Source organism: Rhodococcus koreensis, assembly GCF_900105905.1.
GTDB classification, from domain to species: domain Bacteria; phylum Actinomycetota; class Actinomycetes; order Mycobacteriales; family Mycobacteriaceae; genus Rhodococcus_F; species Rhodococcus_F koreensis.
On record NZ_FNSV01000005.1, the window covers coordinates 5,438,525 to 5,464,662 of the forward strand.

The following is a 26,138-nucleotide window of genomic DNA, read 5'->3' on the forward strand; positions in this document are numbered from 1 at the left end:
TGACCCGGCCGCGTCAGCCCTCGACTCGCGCCTCGAGTCGGGGGCAGACGCGCGGCCATTCGTCGTCGACCATCGAGAACAGAGCGGTGTTGCGCCACGATCCGTCGCGGCGGCGCCGGTGTTTGCGCAGGATGCCCTCGAACTCGGCCCCCAGCTTGGCGATGGCGCCGCGGGAGTGGGCGTTGCGCTCGTCGGTGTGCCATTCGACGCGGACGGAGCCGAGGTCCTCGAACGCCCGCCGCAGCAACAGCAGTTTCGATTCCGGGTTGATCAGCGTTCCCTGCGCGGAACGCGACAACCAGGTGTGCCCGATCGCGAGACTGCGGTTCTTCGGGTCGATCAGATACAGCGACGTCGAACCGACGATCCGCCCGGCGTGAACGTCGATCTGCGCGTACGCCAACCGGGTCGGATCCTCGTCGGCGCCGCGGACGAACGCCGCGGCGTCGTCACGGTCGGCGATGGCGACGGACGTCCAGTGGAAGATGCGGGGGTCGTCGACCGCGTCCAGCAGGCCGTCGACGTGGTTCTCGCCCAGCGGTTCGAGGCGTACGTGCCGTCCGGTGAGAGTGGGATGCGCGAACCAGGATTCGCTCATCGCGCCGGCTCGGGAGATTTCAGCATCGGCCGCCGGCCGGACCCCGGGCCGGTGCGCCCGCGGACGGGCGGATGCCGGAGAGTCGCGCGCAGAAACACGAAGAACAGCACCACCAGCAGTCCCGCCCGACCCCACACCCCGAACTTCACCAGCACCTCGAACGTCGACGCGTCCGTCTGGGCGGCGAGGGCGCCGAAGTACTTGAAGACGCCGATCCCCATCGACAGGTCGGCCACGAGATACGCGGCGACGAGCCCCCACGGGACGCGCAGCAGCACGAAGAACGGGATCAGCCACAGCGTGTACTGCGGCGAATGAACCTTGTGCAGCAGCAGGAATCCGCACAGCATGGCGGCGCTGACGGCGATCCACGGGTACACGCCGTCGCGGTGGAATCGCAACCAGCCGAGTCGCAGGGCGATCGCGAACGCGGCGCACACGAGGAGCGGCGACAGCAGGCTCACCGTCTGGTCGTACGCGGGGAGCGGGACGTCGTCGGCGACCGGCCCGAACAGCGGACGCAGCCCCCAGTACCAGATGGAGTTGGTGGTGAGATCGGCCTGACGGTTCTCCTGGAACGTGAACGACGCCCGCCATCCGCTGTAGGAGATGAGGGCGAACGGCAGGTTCACCGCCACCACCGTGGTGATCGCGGCGACCGCGACCAGCACCGCGCCGCGCACGTCGTAGCGTCGCTCCGCGGTGCCGTTCCGGGTGAGGACGTACGCGATCAGCGGCAGCACGAACGCACCCGGATACAGCTTCAGGCAGAACCCGACGGCGAGGAGCACCGCCGCGAGGACACCGCGGGTGCGGAGCGGGATCCGTTCGAGTGTCATGACGAAGATCGCGGCCACCGACGTCGCGACCACCGGCAGTTCCCAGTTGTGGAAGGCGTACAGCACCAGCGGCGGCGTCGCCGACCACAGCAGCGCCCACCAGCCGGCCAGCCGTCCCAGCATCCACGCCGTGAGCAGGCCGAACGGCGCGAGGATCAGCGCCGAGTGCAGCAGGAAGTCGGCGTCGGTGTGCGAACCGATGCCGCCGAGCCACATCAGCACGCCACTCAGCACCGGGTACTCGACGGTGCCGCCGGTGAGGACGCCGTCGGCGTTGATCCCCCCGGTGATGTACGGGAAAACGTGCAGGTTGACGTCGCGGCCGAGCCACAGGAACTGGATGTCGGAATAGCAGACCTGCGTGTCCTTGATGCGGTCGAAGATCAGGCTGCGCCCGACGCCGTCGAACGGCGCCCCCGCGCACCGTGCCTTCTGCAGGTAGCCGGCGAGCATGGCGAGGCCCGCCAACCCGACGACGACCGCCGTGATCGGCGACCGCTGCCGAGCTCCGATATGCATGAATCCACACTAGGGCGCTCCGCGCCCTGTGCGCCTTTCTGGTAGCCACAACTACCAAAAAGGCGCACAGGGCATTGCCCAATTTCGCTGGTCAGGGGCTCGTCGTGTACCCTGCAAAGGTTGCTGACGCAACGACCCTCCTGCCACGGACAGTCCGTGGCCGTTTTCACTAGTCCATAGGAGGTGATGAGGTCTTATGCGTCATTACGAATTGATGGTCATCCTTGACCCCAGCCTGGACGAGCGCACTGTTGCTCCTTCGCTGGATACGTTCCTCAATGTTGTTCGCCAGGACGGCGGCAAGATCGACAAGGTCGATGTCTGGGGTAAGCGTCGTCTCGCCTACGAGATCCTGAAGCACAGCGAAGGCATCTACGCGGTGATCGACATCAGCGCTACGCCCGCCACCGTCGCGGAGCTCGATCGTCAGCTCGGTCTGAACGAGTCGGTGCTGCGTACGAAGGTTCTGCGCCACAACAAGTGATTTCTGTCGGTCACCAGCCCTAGGCTCGTGCCCAACCGAACTCCACATTCTGCAGGAGGAACCATATGGCAGGCGACACCGTCATCACCGTCATCGGAAACTTGACGGCTGATCCGGAGCTTCGATTCACCCCCGCGGGTGCCGCGGTCGCGAACTTCACTGTCGCGTCCACGCCCCGCACCTTCGACCGTCAGACCAATGAATGGAAAGACGGCGAAGCACTGTTTCTGCGTTGCAACATCTGGCGCGAGGCAGCCGAGAACGTCGCGGAGAGTTTGACCCGTGGCTCGCGAGTGATCGTGAGCGGCCGGCTCAAGCAGCGCTCCTACGAAACTCGTGAAGGTGAAAAGCGCACTGTCGTCGAGCTCGAGGTCGACGAGATCGGCCCCTCGCTGAGGTACGCCACGGCCAAGGTCAACAAGGCCAACCGTGGTGGCGGCGGCGGTGGAGGCTTCGGTTCCTCCGGCGGATCGGGCGGCGGACGTCCGCAATCCAATACCGGCGGAGATGATCCGTGGGGCAGCGCGCCGCAGGCGTCCGGCTCCTTCGGAGGCTCTGGTGGTGGGAGCGACGAACCCCCGTTCTGATCCGTACCTGATCGGAACATCCAGAAAAGAGCAAACAAATGCCGAAGCCGCCCTTGCGCGACAAGGTAATGAAGAAGAAGATCTGCATCTTCTGCAAAGAGAAGAACACGCAGATCAACTACAAGGACACGACGCTGCTGCGTAAGTACGTCAGCGACCGCGGCAAGATCCGTGCGCGCCGTGTCACCGGCAACTGCGTCCAGCACCAGCGCGACGTTGCCATTGCCGTCAAGAACTCACGTGAGGTGGCGTTGCTGCCTTACGCCACCGTGGCTCGCTAAGGAAAGGGAGGAAAGACATGAAGCTCATCCTCACCGCTGACGTGGACAACCTCGGTGCGCCTGGCGACACCGTCGAGGTCAAGGACGGCTACGGCCGCAACTACCTGCTGCCCCGCGGCCTGGCCATCGTCGCCACCCGTGGCGCCGAGAAGCAGGTCGAAGGCATCCGTCGTGCGCAGGAAGCCCGCGCCGTGCGCGGTCTCGACCACGCCAAGGAGCTCAAGGCCGCCATCGAGGGCATCGAGAACATCTCGCTGACGGTCAAGACCGCCGGTGACTCGGGCAAGCTCTTCGGTTCGGTTACCGCCGCCGACGTCGCCGCTGCCATCAAGGCTGCCGGTGGACCCGTCGTCGACAAGCGCAGCCTGGAGCTGCCGAAGGCTCACATCAAGGCGACCGGCAAGCACGCCGTCGTCGTGAACCTGCACCCCGACGTGGTTGCGAAGTTCCACCTGAACGTCGTCGGCGCCTAGTCGACCCGTTCACACACAGGCCCCCCGGACGCCTTGGCGTGCGGGGGGCCTGCGCTTGTCGATTCCGGCTCTCAGCCGCCCTCTCCGGCCCGTTTTCGCGGGTGTGAAGCATGCAGAGGAGCGGCTTCCAGGTGTGTCTGGAAGTTAGCCGCCCGCGCCGGAGATCTGTGAGGTGAATCATATTGCCACCCGGGGGCGACCAACTCAACACGCCCGAGTCGTCAACGCGAAAGACACGCCGAACGGGTTTTCATCCACAGTTGTGAGAATCCAAAAAACGGCTCTGAGCTGGGTACTTGGGATTGTGATATGCACTTATCCTCAGGTTGTCCCCATGGGGTTAACAAACGTACCCAGCGGTTTACACAATTTGTCCCCAGCTGTGTACACAGGCTGGTTTGAACACCGGGTAGCTAATCCCTAACGTCGTCCCGGCGTGTCTCGCGATCACGACGCCGGCTGCCAGGAAGAGCCTGCGAAGGTTGTCGGTGGGGGCGAGTACAAAGAGTTCGTAGCACCAACACCGGGAAGCTTTTCCCGGGGCGGCGCAACAGTGATGGGGAAGGTCGGTCGAGTGGCTGTAGTAGACGATCGGGGCCATTCCGAATACCCGGGTCCGCCCGACGCGGAGCCCGGTGAAGAGTTCGGTCGGCAGCCCCCGCAGGACATGGCGGCGGAGCAGTCGGTGCTCGGCGGCATGCTCCTCAGCAAGGACGCCATCGCAGACGTGCTCGAGGTGCTCCGTCCCGGCGACTTCTACCGTCCCGCGCATCAGTCGGTGTACGACGTGATCCTGGACCTCTACAGTCGCGGTGAGCCCGCCGACCCGGTGACGGTGTCCGCGGAACTGGATCGCCGCGGTGAGCTCCGTCGCATCGGCGGCGCGCCCTACCTGGTGACGCTCACCCAGACGGTGCCCACCGCCGCCAACGCCGGCTACTACGCCGAGATCGTGGCGGAGAAGGCCATCCTGCGTCGCCTCGTCGACGCAGGCACCCGCATCGTCCAGTACGGCTACACCGGAGCCGACGGACAGGACGTCGCCGAGGTCGTCGACCGTGCGCAGGCCGAGATCTTCGAGGTCACCGAACGCCGCACCACCGAGGACTTCGTCCCCCTCGAGGAGCTCCTGCAGCCCACGATGGACGAGATCGACTCCATCGCCAGCCGCGGCGGCATCTCCCTCGGCGTGCCCACCGGCTTCGTCGAACTCGACGAGATCACCAACGGCCTCCACCCCGGGCAGATGATCATCGTCGCGGCGCGGCCCGGTGTAGGTAAGGCGCTCGCCCTCGACACTCCCCTGGCCACGCCCACCGGCTGGACCACCATGGGTGACGTCCAGGTCGGCGACCACCTCATCGACGCCGACGGCAAGCCCACCCGCGTCGTTGCCGCCACCGACGTCATGGTCGGCCGGCCCTGCTACGAGGTGGAGTTCTCCGACGGCACCGTCCTCGTCGCCGACGAGCAGCATCAGTGGTTGACGGGCGTCGACGGGCGGGGCGCCGTGCGCACCACCGCTCAGATCGCCGGATCGATCGACCTCGGGCACAAGGTCGCGCACACACGCGCGTTGCAGCTGCCGACGTCGACCGTGCACGTCGACCCCTACGCCCTGGGCGCCTCGCTCACTGTCGGGGGCAAGCGAATCCCGGCGGAACTGTTGCGTGGGTCGGAATCGGAGCGTCGCGAGTTGCTGGCCGGCCTGCTCGATGCCGCAGGGTCGGTCGCCGACGACGGCGCGGTGCGGTTCCAGACCGGGAATCCCCCGTTGTCGCAGGATCTCGCCGAACTCGTCGTCAGCCTGGGATACGACTGCCGTCCGATCGACGGCGGGGTCACGTTCTACGCCGACGACGAGGTGTTCCAGCTTCATCGGAAGGCCATCCAGCACAAGGAACTTCGCGGCGAGGTGAGTGGTTTCCGCCGCATCGTCGCGGTACGTCCGATCGACAGTGTCGCAGTGCGGTGCGTCGAGGTCGACAATGCCGACCATCTGTATCTGGCGGGTCGTTCGATGGTGCCCACCCACAACTCCACGCTCGGCATGGACTTCCTGCGTTCCTGCTCGGTGAAGCACGGCATGGCCAGCGTCATGTTCTCCCTCGAGATGAGCAAGACCGAGATCGTCATGCGTCTGCTGTCGGCGGAGGCGAAGATCAAACTCGGCGACATGCGCTCCGGCAAGATGACCGACGACGACTGGACGAAACTCGCTCGCCGTATGAGTGAGATCAGTGAGGCGCCGCTGTTCATCGACGACTCCCCCAACCTGACCATGATGGAGATCCGTGCAAAAGCGCGGCGGCTCAAGCAGAAACACGACATCAAACTGATCGTCATCGACTACCTGCAGCTGATGAGCTCGGGTAAGAAGGTTGAGTCGCGTCAGCAGGAAGTCTCCGAATTCTCCCGAAGCCTCAAGCTCTTGGCGAAGGAACTCGAAGTTCCCGTGGTCGCGATCTGCCAGCTGAACCGTGGTCCCGAGCAGCGGCAAGATAAGCGCCCGCAGGTTGCTGACCTGCGTGAATCGGGATCGCTCGAGCAGGATGCCGACATGGTGATCCTCCTTTACCGCCCCGACGCGACCGAACGCGACGACCCCCGCGGCGGCGAGGCCGACCTCATCCTCGGCAAGCACCGAAACGGCCCGACCGCGACGATCACTGTGGCGCACCAGCTTCACCTGTCCAAGTTCGTGGACATGGCGAGAGGTTAGGCAGCAGCCATCTGAGGCGCCGCCCTCCGCTGCAGACGCCGCCCTCCGCTGCACAGAGGATGAGGGCGGTCCACTGCGCTGAACCGGTAATCCGCGACATCGCCCCCGTGGTCCAGCCCTCTGCATTTTCGACATGGTCGATGACGAGCGATTCGGCTCGACGGCGGGCGGGGGTGCGCGCGGAGTCGTGCTCACGGGCGGGGGGTCGATCTGTCCGACTTCGGTGCAGCGACTGCCTGTGGCCCTGTGAGAAGTCGGCCACATCTGTTCCGGGTAGTCGAAAACGAGGTCGTGCGGTACCCCCGGAACCGCCACCCAGGGGTGATCTTCCACCCCCTGCCGGGTCGCCGATCACCCCCTCGGGGGTGTTATCGAACGGCGGCTTCCGGCGAAAACTAGTGGTCGTCCGAGAACCACCCCCGAACTTCAGGAGCCACAGAATGTCCTCGATCACAACACGCACCGCAGCCTCAGCAGCGATCGGCGTCGCCCTCGGCTTCGGTGCCGTGCTGGCCCAGGGCGCCACCGCCGCCGCCGCACCCGCGGATGGCGCCGCCCCGCAGGTCCCGTACGCCGTCCAGGTGCGCGACCGCATCGGATGCGCCAACGCGTGGCCCATGGTCGCCTGCGATGCCCCCGACGAGGACGTTCCCGAGCAGGTCGAACTCTACGAACCGGGCACCACACTCACCGAGCCGGGCGGCGTCGACCTCTTCGGGTCCTCCAGCGCCCCGTACCACGCCGCGAACTACCCCCTCGAACCCGACGACGGCGTGATCTCCCATTCCCTCGACCCCGACATGCCCTGGATGTGACCCCGCCGGCTCCGGCGCCGAGTTCCCCCCGCCGCCGGAGCCCATCTGTGACGCGACGCCGAGAGTGTCCGCCGGTACGTCAACCCGGGGTGACCGGGGTCGCCATCCTCAGGGTTCGCCGCTCCGTTACCGGGAATTCTTCTCGGCGACCGCGGTCGCCGGGTGCACGGCGATCAGGCCGAGACCTTCGCGTCGCTTGCACAGCCGCGCCAACTCCCGATACGCGGCCTCACCGAGCAACTCGGTGAGCTCCGGCGCATACGACTCCCACACCGCCTTGGCGCCGACATGCGCATCCGGCGAGCCGGAGCAGTACCAGTCCAGATCCGCGCCGCCCTCACCCCAACCGCGGCGGTCGTACTCGGTGATCGTCGTCTTCAGGACCTGCTCACCGTCGGGTCGCTCCACCCATTCGTGGGTCCGCCGGATCGGCAGCTGCCAGCACACGTCCGGCTTCACCTCGAGCGGCTCGATCCCACGCCGCAGCGCCATCGAATGCAACGCGCACCCGATCCCACCCTCGAAGCCGGGACGGTTGAGGAAGATGCACGCGCCCTTGTAGCGGCGGGTACGCAGCGCCGGCTCGTCCTCGAGCTCATCCTCCTCGATGTACCCCGTCTCCCCGAGACCCTCCTTCCTGAACTGCCAATCCTCAGGTCTGAGCAGCTTCACCGACTCGTGCAACCTCTCGACATCCTCCTCGTCGGTCAAGAACGCGCCGTGCGAGCAGCAGCCGTCGTCGGGTCGGCCCGCGATGATGCCCTGGCAGGCCGGGGTGCCGAACACACAGGTCCAGCGTGAGAGCAGCCACGTCATGTCCGCGGCGATGAGATGCTCGGCGTCGTCGGGATCGAGGAACTCGACCCATTCCCGAGCGAAGTCGAGCGCAACCTCGGGGCTGGGCGCCATCTTGTGCGCACGCCGCGCACTACCTGCTGTCACAAACCCCCACGCTAGCCAACCCACATAACAGCCAAGGACTGATCCGATCCCCGTCCGGGATCAAACAATGCCGCCACGAATCGCGCCGATACGCCAGGGAGACCACCGCTGCGATAGACGACCGATCAACCCCAGCACCATTGCCGCACAACGGACAACCGTTGACGGGCACAGCCCACAACGTATGGCGTGCGCGCCCCGTGGAGCGTCGGGCCGTTGCCTCGACAGATGAACCCACCCCTGAAGCCGCCATTAGCGGTCACCGTCGGCAACGCACGCGCGACAATAGGTCAATGACCGAGCTGCAGATCCGCGAGGCGACGCCAGACGATGCCCCGATGTGTGGGCGCATCATGTTCGACGCCTTCGAGGCGCTCGCCACGCGCCATCACTTTCCGATCGAAGCGGGCACACCCCAACTCGCCGACTTCCAGATCAAGGCGATGCTGGACACCGACGGCATCTACGGCCTGGTTGCCGAGCGTGACGGCCACATCGTCGGCAGTGCCCTACAGGACGAGCGCGGAAAGATCGTCGGCATCGGACCCGTCACTGTCGACCCGGCGGCATCGGATGCGGGGGCGGGCCGTGCGCTGATGAATGCTCTGCTCGAGCGATCGCGAGAGCGTGAGGTCGCGGGCGTGCGGCTGGTACAGACGACGTACAACTACCGGTCCTTCTCCCTGTACGCCAAGCTCGGCTTCGCCGTCCGTGAGCTGTTGTCCGTCTTCCAGGGAACAGCACACGGGTCCGCTATACCTGGCGCAGTCGTACGTGCAGCGACACCGGACGACATCGCCGCCTGCGACGAGATCTGTCGGCAGGTGCACGGCCACGACCGCCACGGCGAGCTGCAGCAGTGGGTCGGTGCGGGAACCGCCCGCGTGGTCGAGCGTGGCGGCCGGATCACCGGCTATGCGACGGGTTTCGGCTACATCTGGCATGCGGTTGGCCAGGCCGACGACGACGTCATCGCACTGCTGGCCGGCGCTGACGAGTTCACCGGACTCGGGTTCCTCGTGCCCTCACGCAATACCCGCCTCATGGCCTGGTGCTTCGATGCCGGGCTGCAGCTCGTCCAGCAGTCGACGCTGATGACGACCGGGCTCTACAACGAGCCGCAAGGCGCGTGGCTGCCGTCGATCGGCTACTAGTGGCCCAGGAGTCGACCGGGGCGGCCGTTCCAGTCGTATCGAAATGCGCGAATCCCCGCGGGCCGCGCGACAGCTCAAAAGATATGATGGGAATGGACTCGCAATCGGGCTGCCTTGGAGCGCCACACTGAGCGGGCATCCGGGGCAACCGAGGCGGTCACGTACAACAGCAGCGCGACACGGCACGATGCTGGCTCACGATCAACGCGCGAACGGCGTCACTCGCGGGGTGCCGTATCCGACGGCTTCAATTCATGCCGATGGAGCACCGACAATGAACACAACCACGAAGGCACGCACGAAAAGCCTTCTGATCAGGCTAGCGGTGGCCGGATCGATCGTCACGTTACCGGCGGGACTCGCCGCCGCACCCGCGGTGGCCTCGGTCGCCGCACCCGCGGTGGCGTCCGCCGCCGCATCGACCGCCCCGCCGGGGCAGGACCCGTGCGATCCCAACAACAACTGGCTGCTGCCGCCGGACCAAATTCAGCAGCAGATGAACATGTGCGGCAACAATGGCGGCCAAATGCAACGGGATCGGAACCGCGAGCAAAATAACCCGCCGGCACCCTTCAGGATGTCTCCGCCGCCGATGTTCGGCTCCTCCTGACGCGGACACTCACCCCGCGGTTCCGGCGCGACCCGGCCCACGAACGCCTGGCGGCTCGCGGGCAGCGGACTCTCGCGCGCGAAACGCGGGGTCTCACGCCAAGGCACAGGAGGGCGTCCCGGCGGGCTGACAGTTGATCCCCCGCCTGCGGACAGCTGATCTCCCTGTCCGCGATCAGGTGATCTCCATCGAGGCGCGTCCGACGCGCGCCAGCCCATCCTCGAGATCTGAGGCGATGCACCAAGCCCGCGGACCGACTAGAGGCGAGCGGCGGCGAACTGTGCAGCCGCAATGGTCATCCCGTTCACGGGATACAACGCGTGCACGGCATTGGGGCGCCCCAGAGGGGCACCATCGCAGATGTTGTCGCCGGGAGCGCACAAATCGATTGCCTTAGGACCGTACAGCGGCCCGATAACGATCGGCGGACTGCCTGCATCACGCATAAACCGCTCCGACGGTTTTCCGAAGAAGACGACCGCGGCAACGTGGCTCGCCACATCCGGCGATAACGGCCCGGGTAGGCCTAACTCCGTGGGTAATCCGGCTGGATTTCCGTCTGCGGTGACAAACCCTGCCACAGCCGCACCTTGAGAGTAACCGCCCACTACCATCCTCGTGCCGGGGCAATTTGTCGCCATGAACTGAATCCGAGAATGCATGTCCCGCATCCCGTCGACGAAGGTGCGGACGAACGCTTGCCGATCATCAAAATTGCTACCGGCAGGGTAGTTGACGGCGTACACCCCGATCGACCGCGCGCCCGCGAACAAGCGCAGCGATTCGACGAATGAAAGTCCTGTGATGCCCACGCCGTCCGGTTGATCCGTACCACGGGCGAACGCCACCTCGACGTCGGGACATGGCTGGGCGGACGCGAGCGGGGGTTCGACGGGTACGACAAGCAGCGCCGCAAACGCCAGCATCGCCGTACACAGGAATCGAGCGAGCGTGCGTGTCGCCATGAGGTAAACACTACATTCAGTCCCGACCCGATCAAGCTTCCTTTGCCGACTCGGGAACCGTTCGCCACCGACCGGTCGATTACCACACGTCCAGTGCACACCCGGTCCCCCGAGCCCGGCCCCACCCTCGGCGACAATCCCGCAGTGCCACCCGGTCAGGCGGTGAAGAATTCGCTCAGGCCCATGCTGTGGAGTGCGCGGCGGTAGGCACCGGAGCTGCGGTCGGCGGGGATAGTGACCTCCAGTCTCGGGTCGAGGGGAAAGTCCTCGGGCGATCGGGGCGAACACGCGGGTTTCGCGTGCCGACATCGCTGAGGCGGCGTTCATGATGTTCAGGATCGCCCCGTCGGGGAAGTGGATGTGTGAACGGCACGAATGCTTCGAAGTGCCTGAGCCATTCGAATCCCGGTTCGCCGACCTTTCCGCCGTGTGGGTAGTTGCCGACGGTCCAAGATGCACACGATCCTCGCTCTCTACGACGACCCGCCGACCGACGGGCGCTTGCGGGCGACGTATCACCGTTACGACGGAGTGATGCACATGCTCGCTGCCCTCGATTTGGGCAGCGGCAGAATGTATTACCGGATCAGGCCGCGTAAGCAATCGGGCGAGTTCCTTGAGTTTCCGAAGTCTCTTCGCGCCCGTTGGACGCTCGATAACTTCTCCCCGCACCGACATCCGGCCGTGCGTCGGTGGCCGGCAACGATGTCGAACTCGTGTTCTTACCGACCTACGGGTCGTGGTTGAACTGGATCGAGTCTTCGGTTCACGGCGTTGCGGTACTTCGCGGTGAACGGCACCGATCACCGCAGTCATGCAGGGCCGAACGCAGCGATCGGGGCGTACATGCGGGGCGCAATGCTCGTGCCGAACCGAAAACTCGGTTTGCTCCTGATCCGGTCGTGAGTCACCGATCCGGTCGTGGACCGAGTACCGACTTTGTCGGGCCCCGATTGCTTGACGAACCACCAGATCGGGAACCTACAGCAGCAAGCAGTCGGCAGCTTGCCTGCTTGCTGCCGCCACACTCCCCTCCTCCTACACTCGGCCTGTTGCCTGCCGGCGTCTCGTCCCACCGGACGTTTCGGCGACCGGCTTGTCGGCCCGACGAAACGCTTCCATATGATGTGTGCGTCGGGCGCGCCGGTGTCCGCGAGCCGCGAAACCGGGTCCGGTGATCCAGGTCACCGCTGGTGGAGCGGTGTTCGCTTGCCGGCCTCCGACGCAAGGACACGCCACATGAGCCGGGAAGGCAGACAAGCGCAGTGAGCACAGTGGAACTGGCCCAGTGGAACTCCGAGGAAGCTCTCGCGGAGGCAATGATCCCGATCATCGGCGGTCTACACCGTAGACACTCGGTGACCATTCTGCTTCACAGTCGCTCCCTGGTGAACAAATCGGTCATCAGTATCCTGCGAACCCATCGTTTCGCCCGGCAGATCAGCGGCGATGAACTGTCGGTCGAGGAGACGTTCCCCTTCCTCGAAGCGCTCACTCACCTCGATCTTCGGCCCTCGAAGATCGACCTCGGACTGCTGGTGATGGCCTATCGCGCCAACGGTGACGGAGCATCGGTCCCAGAGTTCGTTGCACGGAGCCTCGCCGACCTGGTCGGCGGCGCCCAGACGAGCCCCGCGCAGCCGCAGGACGTGGTCCTGTACGGATTCGGGCGTATCGGTCGCCTCGTCGCTCGACTGCTCATCGAGAAGGCCGGCTCGGGCAATGGGCTGAACCTGCGTGCCGTGGTGGTCCGCAAGGGTGGCAGCGACGATCTGACCAAGCGCGCATCGCTGCTGCGCCGTGACTCGGTCCACGGGCAGTTCAACGGCACGATCAAGGTCGACACCGACAACAACACGCTGATCGCCAACGGCAACGTCATCAAGTTCATTTACAGCAACGACCCGGAGAGCCTCGACTACACCGAGCACGGCATCGACAACGCCATCCTGATCGACAACACCGGAATCTGGCGCGACCGCGACGGACTGTCGAAGCACCTCCGCCCCGGCGTCGCGAAGGTGGTGCTCACCGCACCCGGCAAGGGAGACGTCCCGAACATCGTGCACGGCGTCAATCACCGCGACCTCGACCCGAACGAGCAGATCGTGTCGTGCGCATCCTGCACCACCAATGCCATCGTCCCGCCGCTGAAGACGATGGACGACGAATTCGGTGTGTCGCGAGGCCACGTCGAGACCGTGCACTCGTTCACCAACGACCAGAACCTCCTGGACAACTACCACAAGGCCGACCGTCGTGGTCGTTCCGCGCCGTTCAACCTCGTGCTCACCGAGACCGGCGCCGCGTCGGCGGTCGCCAAGGCGCTCCCCGAGCTGAAGGCCAAGATCACTGGCAACTCGATCCGCGTTCCCACTCCGGACGTGTCCGTCGCCATCCTCCACCTTCAGCTGGGTCGGGAGACCACCAAGGAGGAGGTGCTCGAGCATCTCAGCCAGGAGTCGCTCACCGGAGCGCTGAGCCGGAACCTCGACTACACCGCTGCAACCGATGCCGTGTCCAGTGACTTCATCGGTTCGCGCGCCGCGTGCATCGTCGACGCGAATGCGACGATCGTCGACGGCGACACCGCCATCCTCTACGTCTGGTATGACAACGAGTTCGGATACTCGTGCCAGGTGGTGCGCACTGTCCAGTACCTGTCCGGTGTGGAGTACCCCATCTACCCCGCGGTCGACGCCGCTGATGCGATGTCCGTGGGCTGACCGGCGTTGCCGTAGGTTTGCGACGCCCGGGCCGAGCAGTGGCTGCTCTCCCGGGCGTCGTCGTGTATTCGGTGGGCCTCGCCGCTGAAGGCTCATCGTTCGTATGGTTCTCGACGTTGAAATTTCCGGCACCGAGGCCCGTCGATCCCGAAACCCGCAGCAGCAAGTCAAGCACCAGTAGCCGAAGCCGTAGTTCGAGCGGCGGCGCCATTGCTCTTGGGGTGGCGCCGCCGCTGTGATTGCGAGCGCTTCAGCACGTGGCGAACTCGCGTGGGAATTCGGAGTGCGTCGTCGGTTCTGTACTCGGAGTTTCCTTTTTCGCAGCGTTGTAAATCGTCTCGCCACCGTGTGGCCGCTGAATCGCGAAACATGTTGTAGCAACAAGCAATTAATCGACTCAGGATGCTTGTCATGGACGACCATCGCGGCGTCGACGAGCCGTCGCCTGGTCGACGATGTCGCGATGCTACTGCTGCGGCTCGGTGTTCACGGCCGGATCAAACGGGTCCGTAAGAAGGGCTATCGTGATTGCTGGCACCTGACCATTGCCGGCTCCCAGAACCAGACGCAGTTTCTCTCCGTGGCGGGTGTTCATGGCGCGAGGGGCGAAGCTGCGCGAAGGGTGCGGCCAGCCCGCCATCTGCAATCTGCGGGAGGGGTTCGGTAATCCTGCGCCGCGAGACCGCTTCCTATCGGGATAGTTGCGTCGAGTCGGTTCTGCGGGGTTCGTCCTGCCTGATGGTCGAGATCCATGGTCGGGACGAGCATCGCGGCGGGTCAGCCGACGAGACCGGGCTATGGCTGCCGGGAACCTCACCCGAGCGCGCTTCTCACGCCAACCGTTTCGACGCCGTGGACCGATGGGTGGGCTGGGCGACGCTCTGATACCCACTGATAACCGGGTCGTGCACCGCGGCCGACGGGTGTTGCCATGCCGGCGTCGGCATAGGGGAACTGCCCGATTTGGGCGGAACCGGACAGTTCTGTCGACAGGCGCTCGGGCTACTGCGCAACCGGGGAATGTGGCACCGCACGGCGATTGTCATCATGTCGGGCCCTCGGCTGGAGCGAATTTTCCCAGTTCAAGGGATCTTTTCAAGATGATCTTGCAGCAAAACGTTGACGTGGCCGCCATCACAGTGAAAGATGCTCATATGAAACTTTAATTCGAATCTTTTATTGGCGGATGAGGAACGCATCCGTTCCTCATGGCTCCCCTCGGTAGAACTCCCCGTGGATCGCGCTTCGGAATCCACGACAATCACCCACTGCGGAAGGCAAGTTTCATGACCCAGACTGTCGCGTCGACCCCCACCCAGGTCCGTCGCGGTGACGGCACCTCACTCGTGTCGGCCGAAGACTTTGCACCTCGCAGGCACTTCATCGCAGGCGAGTTTGTCACCGGCGCTAGCGGTGCATCCATCGACGTCGTCAACCCGGCTGACGGCTCGGTGCTCACCACGGTTCTCGAAGGCACCGCCGACGACGTCGACAAGGCGGTCGACGCAGCCCTTGCCGCGAAAGCCGGCTGGGCGCGGCTGGTCCCGAAGGAACGCGCCGAGATCCTGCACAAGATCGCCGATCGCCTCGCCGGCAACGCAGACCTCCTCGCCCGGCTCGAATCGGCGAACACCGGTAAGCCGCTGATGGTTTCGCAGGACGATGTCTCCGGATCGATCGATACGTTCCGGTTCATGGCGGGGGCGTCCCGGGCCATCACCTCCCAGGCTGCCGCGGACTATGCCGAAGGGCACCTGTCGGTCATCCTCCGTGAACCCCTGGGTGTCGTCGGTGTCGTCACGCCCTGGAACTACCCGCTGCTGATGGCGGCGTGGAAGATCGCCCCCATCCTCGCCGCCGGCAACACTATGGTCATCAAGCCGTCCGAGCAGACGCCGCTGACCACCCTCAAGTTCGCCGAACTGGTCGCGGACCTGCTTCCCGCCGGTGTGTTCAACGTCGTCACCGGCTACGGTCCCGTCGTCGGAAACCGGCTGTCCGGGCATCCCCAGATCGACATGATCGCCCTGACCGGATCCGTCGGCAGTGGAAAGGCGGTGGCGCAGAAGGCAGCCGAATCCCTCAAACGCGTGCACCTCGAACTCGGCGGCAAGGCGCCGGTCATAGTCTTCGACGACGCCAACCTCGAGGAGGCCGCGACGTCCCTGCGCGCGGCCGGCTACTGGAACTCCGGCCAGGAATGTGGCGCGGGATGCCGGGTGCTGGTGCACGAATCGGTTGCCGAAGAATTCACCGAGCACCTGGTCCGCGAGGTCGGATCACTGGTCGTCGGCGAGCCCGGCGCCGGTGACGACATCGAGATCGGCCCCCTGGTTTCGAAGGCGCACTTCGATCGGGTTTCCGGATTCCTCACGCGGGCAAGCGAACAGGGTATCCGTGCCGCACTCGGCGGCGCCCCGATCGACGGCCCCGGCTACTTCGTGCCGCCCACCGTCCTGGTCGACGTTCCCGACGGAGCCGAATGCTCCCGGGAAGAGATCTTCGGCCCCGTCGTCACCGTCGAAACCTTCACCGACGAGAACAACGCCATCGACCGCGCCAACGACGTGCCCTACGGTCTCGCCGCCTCGGTGTGGACCGAAAACGCCCGCCGCAGTCACGACCTGCCCGCCCGACTCGACTTCGGGACGGTCTGGGTCAACTCCCACCTCGTCCTGGCCAACGAAGTGCCGTGGGGCGGTTTCAAGGGGTCCGGCTACGGCCGCGACCTGTCGATCTACGCACTCGACGACTACTCCCGCACCAAGCACGTGATGCACAACCACAACCGCTGACCATCCCCGATAGTCCACCCACACCTCTCGAGTAAAGGTTCACACAGACATGCCTACCAAGCTCTACGCCACCCCGCCGATCCCGTACGTCACCGAGAAGCCGTGGACGAACTGGGGCGGCAACCAGGCCTGTACGCCCGCATTCACGGTCCGCCCGAAGAACGAGCAGGAGGTCCTCGACGTCGTCCGCTTCGCAATCCGTGAGGGTTTGCCCGTCCGCGCCGTCGGCGCCGGCCACTCCTTTACCCCGATCGTGCAGACCGGCGGTGTGCTCATCGACACCGAACTGCTTACCGGCGTGACCGGAACCGACACCACCAAGAACCGTGCCCGCGTCCTCGGCGGCACCCGTATCAGCGACATGGGCGCACCCCTGTGGGACGCCGGGCTGTCCCTGTCGAACCAGGGCGATATCGACAAGCAGTCGATCTCCGGTGCCATCGCGACCGCCACCCACGGCTCCGGCATCAACCTGGGCAGTTTCTCCTCCCGTCTCCGCTGGGCCCGAATCATCAACGGCCACGGCGAGGTTGTCGAAGTAGACGAGAACGATCTGAACACCCTGCGCGCCGCCCAGGTCGCGATCGGCACTCTCGGCATCATGACCGAGGTCGAACTCGAGGTGTCGCCGCGCTACCACATCAAGGAAGAGATCACCTTCCCGACGTGGGACGAGACCAAAGCCGGGTGGGACCAGAACATCGCCGACTACCGGCACTACTCGTTCATCTGGTGCCAGGCCGACGACTCGGCCGCTCTGTACGAACTGCCCACCCCGGCCGGTGAATCGATGGTCAACCGCACCTACACCAAGAAGTACGTCGCCGCGAACCTCGACGAGGCCGGCGAGATCGTCACCACCGAGAACCGTCGCGCCGACCGGGCATACAAGATCTACGCCGGCGGGTACATGATCCCCTTCCACGAACTCGAGTACTACGTACCCGCCGAAAAGGGCTTGGCCGCAGTCGAAGCCGTGCAGAACCTGTTGACGACCAAGCACACCGCCGAGCGCTACCCGATCGAGGTCCGCTGGGTCCAGGGCGACGACGCCTACTTGTCCCCGTTCTACAAGCGCGACACGACCGTGCTGTCGGTCTCCGGCGCCCCCGGCACGGACTACTGGCCCTACCTACGCGACCTCGACGCGCTTCTCGAGGACTTCGATGCCCGCCCGCACTGGGGCAAGATCCACTTCCTCACCCGCGACCGCATCGAGAAGATGTACCCCGAATACGACAAGTTCGTCGCCGTGCGCCGAGAGTTCGACCCCGACGGCGTCTTCCTCAACGACAATCTGCGTTCCCTCGTAGGCTAACCGGACGGATGACTACGTCATGACCACTACGCAACCGTCACACCATGGTTCCGACGAGGGCGGCGTCGACGAGTACGGCTACAACCAGAAGCTCGACCGAAGCATCGGCAAGTTCGCCAGCTTTGCCGCCGGCGTCAGCTACATCTCGATCCTGACCGGTGTCTTCGGGCTCTTCTACGTCGGCTTCGGCACCGGCGGCCCGGCCTACGCCTGGTCGTGGCCGATGGTCTTCGTCGGCCAGCTCATGGTCGCGCTCTGTTTCGCCGAGCTCGCCAGCCGCTACCCGGTCGCCGGGTCGGTCTACAACTGGGCGAAAAAGCTTGCCTCACCGACCACATCGTGGATGGCGGGCTGGCTGCTACTGACCTCCTCGATCGTGACCGTCGGCGCGGTCGCGCTGGCGTACCAGATCACGCTCCCGCAGATCTGGTCCGGTTTCCAGATCGTCGGCGACGGCACCGGCGAACACGACTTCTCCCTCAACGGTGTGCTGCTGGCCGGGGCGCTGATCGTGTTCACCACCCTGGTGAACGCGTTCGGAGTCAAGTTGACCGCGCTGATCAACAGCGTGGGTGTGTTCGTCGAGCTGATCGCGGCGGTGCTGCTGGTGATCATCCTCGGTGTGCACGTCGTCCGGGGACCCGGTGTACTCCTCGAGACACACGGACTGGGAGAAGGCCACTCGCTCGGCTACTTCGGGGTATTCCTGGTCGCGTCCCTCGCCTCGGCGTGGGTCATGTACGGATTCGACACGGCGAGCTCGCTCGGCGAAGAGACCAAAGACCCGAAGAAGACCGCGCCCCGCGCGATCATCCGGGCCATCACCGCCTCGTTCCTGCTCGGTGGCGCCATCTTGTTCTTCGGCATCCTCGCCGCACCCGATCTGAGCGATCCGCAGCTGGGATCGCCGTCCGGTGGTCTGCAGTACGTGATCCTCTCGCTGCTCGGTGGGACCCTGGGCAAGCTGTTCCTGATCTGCATTGCGGTGGCAATCACAGTGTGCACGTTGGCTATTCAAGCTGCCGCGGTGCGCATGGTGTTCGCCATGGCGCGGGACAACAATCTGCCGTGCGGTCGCTGGCTCGCTCACGTGCACCCCGAGCGTAAGACGCCGGCGAATGCGTCGATCACCGTCGGTGTGCTGGCAATTGCGATCTTGGTGCTGATGATCACCCAGCCGCAGATCTACGTCGTGCTCTCGGCGATCGGCATCGTCCTGATCTACGCGGCGTACCTGCTGGTCACCGGTCCGATGCTGCGGAACCGGTTGCGGGGCCGGTGGCCGCTGCCGGGCGCACCCGCACAGGACGAGTTCTCGCTCGGACGGCCCCTCGGCCTGGTGGTCAACGCCATCGCTGTGGTCTGGGGTGCCGCCATGATCGTGAATCTGGTCTGGCCTCGCGCCGAGGTCTACAACCCCGCCGCGCCGTTCCACTGGTACCTGCAGTGGTCGGGAGTTCTGATTCCGGCGCTGCTCACCGTGGGTGGCCTGGTGCTCTACCGGGTACGGATCCGGCACCGGACCGGGATTCTGGCAGAGCACGCCGCGGTCGTCACGCCCGCCTCGAGCGGGCCGGCCTCGCAGGCACCGTTAGAAACGGACCTGTCCGAGCCCAGCGACGTCGACCCGGTCGAACCCGTGCAGCGGGTCTGAGTCACGGCGCCGTGCGGGAGCGGAACGTGGGGGTCGCGGTGCCATCGGTCGGTGGCACCGCCGCCTCCGCGATCGAAGCAAGTCGACATGGGTGTGCAGGTACATTCCCCGTGTACAGGATCGGCGATGATGGTGGCGGGAGCGCAGACGTGAACGACGAGGAGCTGAACGCACTGCTCGAAACGACCGCTGCCGCGATCGGCAAGAGGATCGACGGCCTCTTCCAGTTCGTCGCCGAAGTACGTGCCCGGGTCGACGACGTCGCCGCCCGCGCGGCCGAGCACCGCAAGCCACTCGACCGCACTGCACTCGCCACCATCCGCCCGCTGGTGCAGAACATCCTCCAGCGCGACGAACCGCTCCTCGAAGGGATTGGGGTGGCCGTCGGGCGAGAAGCCCTCGTCGACACCCCGCGATGGCTCGAATGGTGGCGACGAGACACTGCGGACAGCAGTCACTTCGTCCGGCACATTCTCAACCCCGACGCGGTCGGATTCTACGACTACCAGTCACGAGAATGGTTCGTCCACCCGATCGAACAGCAACGCCCCCTGGCTATCGGACCGTACGTCGATGCCGGCGGCATCGAGGTCTGCACGGTTACCTTGACGATGCCTCTGCCGCTCGCCACGGGTGACGTGAGCGTGGTGGGCGGAGACCTGTCCATACCGGCGATGGAACATCTCCTGCTCGAGAGCCTGGGAACCCTGCGCCCGCCGATCGCCTTGGTCGCGGCGAACGACCGTGTCATCGTTTCCAACAGTGCGCGATACGTCACCGGATCCCGCCTGCGGCCCAACACGACAGTGGTGCGCACCGTCCCCGTTCCCTCCCCGGACCCCGAGCGGCTGCGCTGGCGACTACTGGTGCTGGACAACTCATGACTGACCAGGTGTGACTCAGATGCTTCCGGGTTTGTCCTATTCTGAATCAGTGACCGGTCTCGAGCATCTCGACACTCGAGCCCCCTTTGCTCTGGTAGCGCTTCTGCGGACCAGTGAATTCGACGGTGCGAGCAGACCGGATCAGGTCATGCATCAGCTCGAGACCGCAATCGCCGTCGGACTCATCGGGGTCGGCGAACGACTGCCCCCCGAGCGGGAACTTGCTGCGCAGCTCGGCGTGACCATGCTGCAGATCCGCCACGCCCTGGCCACGTTGCGCGACCGCGGTCTGATCGAAACGCGACGCGGACGCGGCGGCGGCAGCATCGTCTGCGATACCTCCGCTGTCAGCCGTGAGGAAGTAGAACGCCGACTGCGTGAACGTAGCACCGAGGAACTGCGCGACCTCGGGGATCTGTCCGGATCGCTGGCCGGAGCGGCGGCCCGGTTCGCTGCCGCCCGGGCCGACGGCCCCGAGATCGACCGTCTCGAGCTGCTCGCCTCTCAGTTCCGCGAAGCCGAGAGCGTACAGGATCTGCGCCGAGCCGACAGCCGTTTCCATATCGGACTGGCGATCGCCGCCCAGTCGCGGCGCCTGGCCACCGCGACGGTGCAGATCCAAGGCGAGCTCGCACCGCTACTGTGGGCGCCTTCGGACGTGGGGGTCGACACCACCGATGCCGCCACCGCCCACGCCGCCATTCTCGAAGCCATCACCGACGGCGACGAATTCCGCGCCCAGGAAACGGCCATAGCTCACGGCGCACACGAGACCGAATTGCTCATCGAGGCTCGCCTCGAACTGATGATGAATCGGGCACTCGACGGTCGCTGAAGTCTGCCGGTCGCTCATCGCGGGCCCGGATGAACAGGTACTTTATGGCGGCGCTACTGGAATCCCTTTGAGGGGAGCGGGCGTTTGAACGTTTCGGGTATGCGATTGTCCTTCGGCTCCGGTCATCCGACGCGGGTGATCAAGCTGTCGTGGTTCGCGTCGATTATCGCAGTGTCGCGATGGTGGTTCGGACCCTGGCGCGCCGTTGCAGTTCTCGCGGCACGATCAGCCAGTACTTGCGCAGTACGGTGACCTCCTCGGGCAGTATCCGCACCAGCGTCGGGTCCGGGTCGCCGACGTAGAGGGGGGCGGAGACGCCGAGGCCGGCGGCGGTGGCGGTCCACTGGCCGGTGATGTTGTTGGTCTGGATGCGTGTGCGGTGCCCGGGCAGGACTTCGTCGAGGATGCGCAGCGCCGGAACGTCGAGCAGGGAGTCGACGTACCCGATCAGCGGATGGTCGTGCAGGTCGAGGACGTGAGCTGAAGGGTGAGTTCTCCGAGAATGTCGGCCGAGCCGTCGACGGGGTCACCTTCTGCCAACCGCTCGGCGTCGTCGCCGGGATCTCCCCGTTCAACTTCCCCGCCATGGTCCCGATGTGGATGTTCCCCGTCGCCCTCGCCTGCGGGAACACGTTCGTGATGAAGCCGTCCGAGAAGGACCCCACCCTCAGTGTCGAACTTGCCCGGCTGCTCACCGAGGCCGGCCTGCCGGACGGGGTGTTCAACGTCGCGCACGGCGACAAGATCGCCGTCGACGTGCTCGCCCACCAGCAGGTGGAGGCGGTCAGCTTCGTTGGCTCCACCCCGATCGACGAGTCCATCCACAGCACCGCCGCCGCGCAGGGCAAACGCGTTCAGGCCCTCGGCGGGGCGAAGAACCACATGGTGATCATGCCCGACGCCGACCTCGACCAGGCCGTGCCCGCGCTGATGGGGGCCGCCTACGGTTCCGCCGGGGAACGGTGCATGGCGATCTCCTTCGCCGTGCCGGTCGGGGAGGGCACCGCGAACGCGCTGCGCGCGGTTGATCGCCGCCCTGGCCGATCTGAAGGTCGGGCCCGGCACCGACCCCGAGGTGGAGATGGGTCCGCTGGTGACGGGGGTGCGCCGCGACAAGGTCGCCTCGTACATCGACATCGGGGTCGAGGAGGGCGCCGAGCTGGTCGTCGATGGGCGGAAGAGTATTCCGGCGGCCGGTGGGGTGGGGTTCTTCCTCGGCGGCACCCTGTTCGACCACGTCACCCCGACCATGCGGATCTACCTCGAGGAGATCTTCGGGCCGGTGTTGTCCGTCGTGCGCGCCCAATCCTTCGAGGAGGCAATGCAGTTGGTCAACGACCACGAATTCGGCAACGGCCGCCATTTTCACCGCCGACGGTAACACCGCCCGCACCTACCTCGCGCAGTTCAAGGCCGGCATGGTCGGTATCAACGTCCCGATCCCGGTGCCGATGGCGTTCCACTCCTTCGGCGGCTGGAAGCGGTCGCTGTTCGGTGACCACCACATCCACGGCCCCGAGGGCGTCCGGTTCTACACCCGCAACAAGACCGCCACCACCCGCTGGCCCAACGACTCCCAGGTCCGCGCCGACTTTTCCATGCCCACCCATGAGTGACGGAGCGACCGTGACCACCGCCGCTCTCGCCGACACCGTCCGCGCCGAACGGCGCGGCGACATCGGCGTCATCACCCTCGACCGGGTCACGGCCCTCAACGCCCTGAACACCGAGATGGTGGACACCCTCGACATGGTGCTGGCCGAGTGGGAGAACGCCGGCCTTCGGGCCGTGGTGCTCGACAGCGCCAGCCCGAAGGCGTTCTGCGCGGGCGGTGACATCCGCGCCGTTCGGCAGAACAGCCTGGCCGGCGACCCGGAGGCGAGCGAGCGGTTCTTCGCCACCGAGTACCGCCTCAAACGCCCGCATCGCCGACTACCCGGTCCCGTTCATTTCGCTCATCGACGGCATCTGCATGGGCGGCGGGATGGGCCTGTCGATTCACGGGACCTTCCGATCGACGAGACCCCCCAATATCGACATCTCGGCGATCCTCAACGGCGCCACCACACCCGAGCAGGAGCGAGCCGTTGCTTTCGCCAGAGACGTGCGATGCGGACTGGCCGACGGTGAATTGCGAACAGGCGAGTAGCACCGCTTCCATCGGGCGTCTCGACTCCCACCGCAACATCGGCCGAATATCGACATTCCAGGATCTTCCGAGGCCGAATATAATCAAGGCTTATGGATAGGCGGCACCTCGTGCATTTCCTCGCCGTCGTGGACGAGGGATCCATCTCGGCTGCCGCTCGCAAATTGGGTTTGAGTCAGCCCTCGGTGTCGCAGACGATCCACGAACTCGAGCGGGAGCTGGAGTGCACGCTGTTCACCCGCGGCCGCGGGATGAGCGCGACGTCGAATGGGCGCGCGCTGATCGGACCGGCGCGGTCGGCGTTACGTGCTCTGGACACGGCGCGTTGGGCGATCGAGGACGTCTCGGAGTTGAAGTCCGGCGAACTCGACATCGGCAGTGTCGTCAATCTCGCGGTCGACCCGCTCGTCGATCTGGTGAAGCGATACCGGGCCCGCCATCCGGGAGTGACGATCCACATTCGCCGGGTGCACGTCGGTGCGCGTGGGTTCGACGATCTGGCCCGCGGTCACGTCGAACTGCTCCTGACGGAGTATCCACCGGCGGCGACCGGCTATCAGGAGGTTCCATTCGGGGAGCGCCCGCTCGTCGCCGTGTTCCCGCCGGGCACGCCACTCGCCGATCGTCCGATGAGGATCGAGGAACTGGCCGATCGGGACGTCATCTCCGCACCCTTTCCCGGTGCCATCGGACGCGCGCACATGAACCGGCTGCTGGCTGCCCGCGGATTGGGCAACTTGGTCCCTGTGCTGGAGACCGCGCATCGGCACGCGGTGATACCGCTCATCCTGGCTGGGGTGGGCGGCACGATTCTGCACGGGACCGAGGCGGATCTCGCGGCGCGGCTCGGCGCCGTCGTTCGGCCGCTGGATGTGAGTCTCCCGACCGGTCATGCGCTGTACTACCGCTCCGACGAACTGTCGCCGGCTGCGCGTGCGTTCGTCGCGCTGGTGCGGGAGTCGACGGTGGCGTGACTCAGCCGGGGCAAGGCATAAGTGGTACCTATGTTTTGTATCGGGTGATTGCGTCTATACCTCTGTGTGGATCGATCGTAGGGTCGAAGGTGCATGGAGGGATGGCCGCGTACCGCGGATGGTCCCCAATGTGCTGCGGGATCGGTGTTCTCACACCGCCGTGCATGCATCTGACCTGAACCCTGCTCGCGATCGGACCCGCTGATGATTCACCGCCCACTCGAAGGAATCCGCGTTGTCGACTTCGGCCAATTCGTCGCCGCGCCCGGCGCATCACAATCTCTCGTCGATCTCGGCGCCGAGGTAATCAAGGTCGAACCGCCGGAGGGTGACTGGGTTCGCTCGGGCACATCGTTCGGTGAATCCATCCTGCGCGCGTACAACCGAGGAAAACGATCGATTGCACTCGATCTCAAAGACTCTCGTGGCCTGGAGGTGGCCGAGCGCCTGGTTTCCGACGCCGACGTCGTCATCCAGAATATGCGTCCAGGTGCGGTGGAGGCGCTGGGGCTCGGCCCGGACCGGGTCCGGGAGTTGAACCCGCGTGCCATCTACGCGACGGTCAGCGGCTTCGGTCTCCACGGACCTTCGCGCCACCGGCCCGGACTCGATATCGCGGCGCAGGCCGAAAGCGGGTTGATGGCCATCACCGGTGAGCTCGGCGGGCGGCCGTTGCGGGTGGGAACGACCATCGTGGATGCGGCCACGGCGCACGTACTGACCGAAGCCGTCCTCGCGGCGCTGCTCGAGCGTGAGCGTTTCGGGCGGGTTGCAGCTGTCGAGGTCTCCCTGCTCGAGGTTGCTCTGCACCTACAGTCGGCGGACTGGACCGGCTACTCGATCACCGGGTCGACGCCGTGTCGCCGTGGCAACGGTCAGCCAGGAGTCGCGCCGGCGGCCGATCTGATCGAAACGTCGGATGGGTACATCGTGCTGTCCGGTTACTCGGCGCAGCATTGGCCGCGACTGTGTGAGGTTCTCGGGCGTGCAGATCTCGCCACCGATCCACGCTTCGCCGACAACGAAGCGCGCGTGGCCAATCGCGAAAAACTCCTGAGCGAGCTGGCGGTCGCTCTCGGTGGCCGTACCAGCGAGGAATGCGTTCAACTGCTGGCGAGCAATGGCCTCGTCGTCGGGGCTGTCCGTAGCTACGATCAGGTGCGCGAATCCGACGATGTCATCGCCGGTGAGATGTTCACCCGTGGAGAGCACTTCGACGGATCAGCCTTCGACGTCGTCCGAGTTCCGTTTCGCCTGGGTGGTGAATGCGAACGAACGATGCGACGCGTGCCTTCCCTCGGCGAGCACTCCGCTGAAATTGCCACCGGAATCGGTTACAGCGCAGAAGAGTTGGACGCACTGTTGCAGGCGGGCGTTCTCTCGTGCAAGGAGTCGAGTGCGGTCGGGACACCGGCATGACAGTGGGACCCAGGCCGATCTCGTTGGCCGGTCTTCGCCAGGGCGTCGACCCCGACCCGCGATTCACGTTGGCGAACGAGCGAACCTATCTCGCCTGGATCCGGACTGCGCTGGCACTCATTGCGGCCGCATTGGCGCTCGAAGCCTTCGGGGGAACCGTCGTGCCGACGACGATTCGTCTACCCGCAGCAATCACGATACTGATCGGTGCTGTCCTGGTTGTCGGGTTGGCATTGTGGCGTTGGCTCCGCATCGAGATTGCCCTTCGCCGCCGGCAGAGCTTGCCGCTACCGGGATCGATTGTCGTGGTGGCCCTTCTGGTTGCCGGTGCCGGCTCCACCGCAATTGTGGTGCTGATCAGGTGACGACCGGACGCGCGACGGACGGCGTGGGTG

The 26,138-nt window shown here is 65.5% G+C and carries 24 protein-coding genes and 2 pseudogenes; 21 read left to right on the forward strand and 5 right to left on the reverse strand.

Features of this window, described 5'->3' with window-relative positions; translation table 11 throughout:
- Nucleotides 1–13: 13 nt before the first annotated feature.
- Nucleotides 14–598, reverse strand: a complete 585-nt coding sequence (locus BLV94_RS29275) for a GNAT family N-acetyltransferase (RefSeq protein WP_072947287.1) — start codon at nt 596–598, stop codon at nt 14–16.
- Nucleotides 595–1,956 (reverse strand): glycosyltransferase family 87 protein, encoded by a 1,362-nt coding sequence (locus tag BLV94_RS29280; RefSeq protein WP_072947286.1) that lies wholly within the window; start codon nt 1,954–1,956, stop codon nt 595–597. The genes BLV94_RS29275 and BLV94_RS29280 overlap by 4 nt, the downstream gene beginning before the upstream one ends.
- Before the next feature lie 196 nt (nt 1,957–2,152).
- On the opposite strand from BLV94_RS29280, the gene rpsF reads away from it, so the two are divergent.
- The 6 genes from rpsF to BLV94_RS29310 all read left to right on the forward strand — a co-directional run bounded on the left by rpsF (nt 2,153) and on the right by BLV94_RS29310 (nt 7,318).
- The gene (gene rpsF / locus BLV94_RS29285) at nt 2,153–2,440 is read left to right on the forward strand and encodes a 30S ribosomal protein S6 (protein WP_005249677.1); all 288 of its coding nucleotides are present in this window, start codon (nt 2,153–2,155) and stop codon (nt 2,438–2,440) included.
- A gap of 65 nt (nt 2,441–2,505) precedes the next feature.
- Entirely contained in the window at nt 2,506–3,027 is a 522-nt protein-coding gene (locus BLV94_RS29290; protein WP_012690423.1) for a single-stranded DNA-binding protein, read from the forward strand.
- 38 nt (nt 3,028–3,065) lie between these two features.
- Nucleotides 3,066–3,308, forward strand: a complete 243-nt coding sequence (gene rpsR, locus BLV94_RS29295) for a 30S ribosomal protein S18 (protein WP_005249686.1) — start codon at nt 3,066–3,068, stop codon at nt 3,306–3,308.
- Between the two features lie 17 nt (nt 3,309–3,325).
- Entirely contained in the window at nt 3,326–3,781 is a 456-nt protein-coding gene (rplI, locus tag BLV94_RS29300; RefSeq protein ID WP_072947285.1) for a 50S ribosomal protein L9, read from the forward strand.
- A 574-nt stretch (nt 3,782–4,355) separates the two neighbouring features.
- On the forward strand, nt 4,356–6,503 hold the full coding sequence (gene dnaB / locus BLV94_RS29305) for a replicative DNA helicase (RefSeq protein WP_072947314.1): 2,148 nt from the start codon (nt 4,356–4,358) through the stop codon (nt 6,501–6,503).
- 440 nt (nt 6,504–6,943) lie between these two features.
- On the forward strand, nt 6,944–7,318 hold the full coding sequence (locus tag BLV94_RS29310) for a hypothetical protein (RefSeq protein WP_072947284.1): 375 nt from the start codon (nt 6,944–6,946) through the stop codon (nt 7,316–7,318).
- Nucleotides 7,319–7,444: 126 nt separating this feature from the next.
- On the opposite strand, the gene BLV94_RS29315 is transcribed toward BLV94_RS29310, so the two are convergent.
- On the reverse strand, nt 7,445–8,227 hold the full coding sequence (locus BLV94_RS29315) for a DUF3109 family protein (RefSeq protein ID WP_072947283.1): 783 nt from the start codon (nt 8,225–8,227) through the stop codon (nt 7,445–7,447).
- Nucleotides 8,228–8,553: 326 nt separating this feature from the next.
- Between BLV94_RS29315 and BLV94_RS29320 the strand changes: the two genes are divergently transcribed.
- Together BLV94_RS29320 and BLV94_RS29325 are read left to right on the forward strand one after the other, a co-directional pair.
- Nucleotides 8,554–9,414 (forward strand): GNAT family N-acetyltransferase, encoded by an 861-nt coding sequence (locus tag BLV94_RS29320; protein WP_083395700.1) that lies wholly within the window; start codon nt 8,554–8,556, stop codon nt 9,412–9,414.
- A gap of 274 nt (nt 9,415–9,688) precedes the next feature.
- The gene (locus BLV94_RS29325; RefSeq protein ID WP_072947281.1) at nt 9,689–10,024 is read left to right on the forward strand and encodes a hypothetical protein; all 336 of its coding nucleotides are present in this window, start codon (nt 9,689–9,691) and stop codon (nt 10,022–10,024) included.
- A gap of 257 nt (nt 10,025–10,281) precedes the next feature.
- Here the strand turns inward: BLV94_RS29325 and BLV94_RS29330 are convergent, their stop codons facing one another.
- Entirely contained in the window at nt 10,282–10,989 is a 708-nt protein-coding gene (locus BLV94_RS29330) for a cutinase family protein (protein WP_072947280.1), read from the reverse strand.
- 1,265 nt (nt 10,990–12,254) lie between these two features.
- On the opposite strand from BLV94_RS29330, the gene BLV94_RS29335 reads away from it, so the two are divergent.
- The 7 genes from BLV94_RS29335 (at nt 12,255) to BLV94_RS29365 (ending at nt 21,201) form a co-directional block, all read left to right on the forward strand.
- Nucleotides 12,255–13,715, forward strand: coding sequence for a glyceraldehyde-3-phosphate dehydrogenase (locus BLV94_RS29335; protein ID WP_072947279.1), 1,461 nt, complete (start codon nt 12,255–12,257; stop codon nt 13,713–13,715).
- A gap of 346 nt (nt 13,716–14,061) precedes the next feature.
- On the forward strand, nt 14,062–14,382 hold the full coding sequence (locus tag BLV94_RS52185; RefSeq protein WP_373560136.1) for an LAGLIDADG family homing endonuclease: 321 nt from the start codon (nt 14,062–14,064) through the stop codon (nt 14,380–14,382).
- Between the two features lie 619 nt (nt 14,383–15,001).
- The gene (locus BLV94_RS29345) at nt 15,002–16,510 is read left to right on the forward strand and encodes an aminobutyraldehyde dehydrogenase (RefSeq protein ID WP_083395701.1); all 1,509 of its coding nucleotides are present in this window, start codon (nt 15,002–15,004) and stop codon (nt 16,508–16,510) included.
- A 49-nt stretch (nt 16,511–16,559) separates the two neighbouring features.
- The gene (locus BLV94_RS29350; RefSeq protein ID WP_072947278.1) at nt 16,560–17,828 is read left to right on the forward strand and encodes a D-arabinono-1,4-lactone oxidase; all 1,269 of its coding nucleotides are present in this window, start codon (nt 16,560–16,562) and stop codon (nt 17,826–17,828) included.
- 19 nt (nt 17,829–17,847) lie between these two features.
- Nucleotides 17,848–19,482 (forward strand): APC family permease, encoded by a 1,635-nt coding sequence (locus tag BLV94_RS29355; protein WP_072947277.1) that lies wholly within the window; start codon nt 17,848–17,850, stop codon nt 19,480–19,482.
- 149 nt (nt 19,483–19,631) lie between these two features.
- Complete coding sequence (locus tag BLV94_RS29360; protein WP_143051431.1) at nt 19,632–20,366, forward strand: cache domain-containing protein; 735 nt, start codon at nt 19,632–19,634, stop codon at nt 20,364–20,366.
- Nucleotides 20,367–20,514: 148 nt separating this feature from the next.
- Entirely contained in the window at nt 20,515–21,201 is a 687-nt protein-coding gene (locus BLV94_RS29365) for a FadR/GntR family transcriptional regulator (RefSeq protein WP_167372189.1), read from the forward strand.
- Nucleotides 21,202–21,364: 163 nt separating this feature from the next.
- Here the strand turns inward: BLV94_RS29365 and BLV94_RS52190 are convergent, their stop codons facing one another.
- The gene (locus BLV94_RS52190) at nt 21,365–21,667 is read right to left on the reverse strand and encodes a hypothetical protein (RefSeq protein WP_083395703.1); all 303 of its coding nucleotides are present in this window, start codon (nt 21,665–21,667) and stop codon (nt 21,365–21,367) included.
- Between the two features lie 14 nt (nt 21,668–21,681).
- On the opposite strand from BLV94_RS52190, the pseudogene mmsA reads away from it, so the two are divergent.
- The 6 genes and pseudogenes from mmsA to BLV94_RS29395 form a co-directional block, all read left to right on the forward strand.
- Nucleotides 21,682–22,817, forward strand: a pseudogene (gene mmsA, locus BLV94_RS29375) (CoA-acylating methylmalonate-semialdehyde dehydrogenase); the annotation flags it as partial.
- Nucleotides 22,810–23,055 (forward strand): annotated as a pseudogene (locus tag BLV94_RS52195) (enoyl-CoA hydratase/isomerase family protein); the annotation flags it as partial. The pseudogenes mmsA and BLV94_RS52195, both read left to right, overlap by 8 nt.
- A complete protein-coding gene (locus BLV94_RS52200) occupies nt 23,033–23,350 on the forward strand; it encodes an enoyl-CoA hydratase/isomerase family protein (protein ID WP_425272516.1) in 318 nt (105 codons plus the stop codon). The pseudogene BLV94_RS52195 and the gene BLV94_RS52200, both read left to right, overlap by 23 nt.
- Before the next feature lie 92 nt (nt 23,351–23,442).
- Nucleotides 23,443–24,324 (forward strand): LysR family transcriptional regulator, encoded by an 882-nt coding sequence (locus tag BLV94_RS29385; RefSeq protein ID WP_072947274.1) that lies wholly within the window; start codon nt 23,443–23,445, stop codon nt 24,322–24,324.
- A gap of 204 nt (nt 24,325–24,528) precedes the next feature.
- Nucleotides 24,529–25,743: a CaiB/BaiF CoA transferase family protein gene (locus BLV94_RS29390; protein WP_072947273.1), complete on the forward strand. Its 1,215-nt coding sequence runs from the start codon at nt 24,529–24,531 to the stop codon at nt 25,741–25,743.
- Nucleotides 25,740–26,108 carry a YidH family protein gene (locus BLV94_RS29395; protein WP_072947272.1) on the forward strand — a complete coding sequence of 123 codons (369 nt, stop codon included), beginning with the start codon at nt 25,740–25,742 and terminating at the stop codon, nt 26,106–26,108. Before BLV94_RS29390 ends, BLV94_RS29395 begins: the two co-directional genes overlap by 4 nt.
- Nucleotides 26,109–26,138 lie beyond the last annotated feature (30 nt).

What these genes read in the sequence shown, in the direction of transcription:
- BLV94_RS29275 (WP_072947287.1), bottom strand. Translation starts at nt 598, where the DNA reads ATGAGCGAATCCTGGTTCGCGCATCCCACTCTCACCGGACGGCACGTA.
- BLV94_RS29280 (WP_072947286.1), bottom strand. Translation starts at nt 1,956, where the DNA reads ATGCATATCGGAGCTCGGCAGCGGTCGCCGATCACGGCGGTCGTCGTC.
- rpsF (WP_005249677.1), top strand. Translation starts at nt 2,153, where the DNA reads ATGCGTCATTACGAATTGATGGTCATCCTTGACCCCAGCCTGGACGAG.
- BLV94_RS29290 (WP_012690423.1), top strand. Translation starts at nt 2,506, where the DNA reads ATGGCAGGCGACACCGTCATCACCGTCATCGGAAACTTGACGGCTGAT.
- rpsR (WP_005249686.1), top strand. Translation starts at nt 3,066, where the DNA reads ATGCCGAAGCCGCCCTTGCGCGACAAGGTAATGAAGAAGAAGATCTGC.
- rplI (WP_072947285.1), top strand. Translation starts at nt 3,326, where the DNA reads ATGAAGCTCATCCTCACCGCTGACGTGGACAACCTCGGTGCGCCTGGC.
- BLV94_RS29310 (WP_072947284.1), top strand. Translation starts at nt 6,944, where the DNA reads ATGTCCTCGATCACAACACGCACCGCAGCCTCAGCAGCGATCGGCGTC.
- BLV94_RS29315 (WP_072947283.1), bottom strand. Translation starts at nt 8,227, where the DNA reads ATGGCGCCCAGCCCCGAGGTTGCGCTCGACTTCGCTCGGGAATGGGTC.
- BLV94_RS29320 (WP_083395700.1), top strand. Translation starts at nt 8,554, where the DNA reads ATGACCGAGCTGCAGATCCGCGAGGCGACGCCAGACGATGCCCCGATG.
- BLV94_RS29325 (WP_072947281.1), top strand. Translation starts at nt 9,689, where the DNA reads ATGAACACAACCACGAAGGCACGCACGAAAAGCCTTCTGATCAGGCTA.
- BLV94_RS29330 (WP_072947280.1), bottom strand. Translation starts at nt 10,989, where the DNA reads ATGGCGACACGCACGCTCGCTCGATTCCTGTGTACGGCGATGCTGGCG.
- BLV94_RS29345 (WP_083395701.1), top strand. Translation starts at nt 15,002, where the DNA reads ATGACCCAGACTGTCGCGTCGACCCCCACCCAGGTCCGTCGCGGTGAC.
- BLV94_RS29350 (WP_072947278.1), top strand. Translation starts at nt 16,560, where the DNA reads ATGCCTACCAAGCTCTACGCCACCCCGCCGATCCCGTACGTCACCGAG.
- BLV94_RS29355 (WP_072947277.1), top strand. Translation starts at nt 17,848, where the DNA reads ATGACCACTACGCAACCGTCACACCATGGTTCCGACGAGGGCGGCGTC.
- BLV94_RS29365 (WP_167372189.1), top strand. Translation starts at nt 20,515, where the DNA reads ATGCATCAGCTCGAGACCGCAATCGCCGTCGGACTCATCGGGGTCGGC.
- BLV94_RS29385 (WP_072947274.1), top strand. Translation starts at nt 23,443, where the DNA reads ATGGATAGGCGGCACCTCGTGCATTTCCTCGCCGTCGTGGACGAGGGA.
- BLV94_RS29390 (WP_072947273.1), top strand. Translation starts at nt 24,529, where the DNA reads ATGATTCACCGCCCACTCGAAGGAATCCGCGTTGTCGACTTCGGCCAA.
- BLV94_RS29395 (WP_072947272.1), top strand. Translation starts at nt 25,740, where the DNA reads ATGACAGTGGGACCCAGGCCGATCTCGTTGGCCGGTCTTCGCCAGGGC.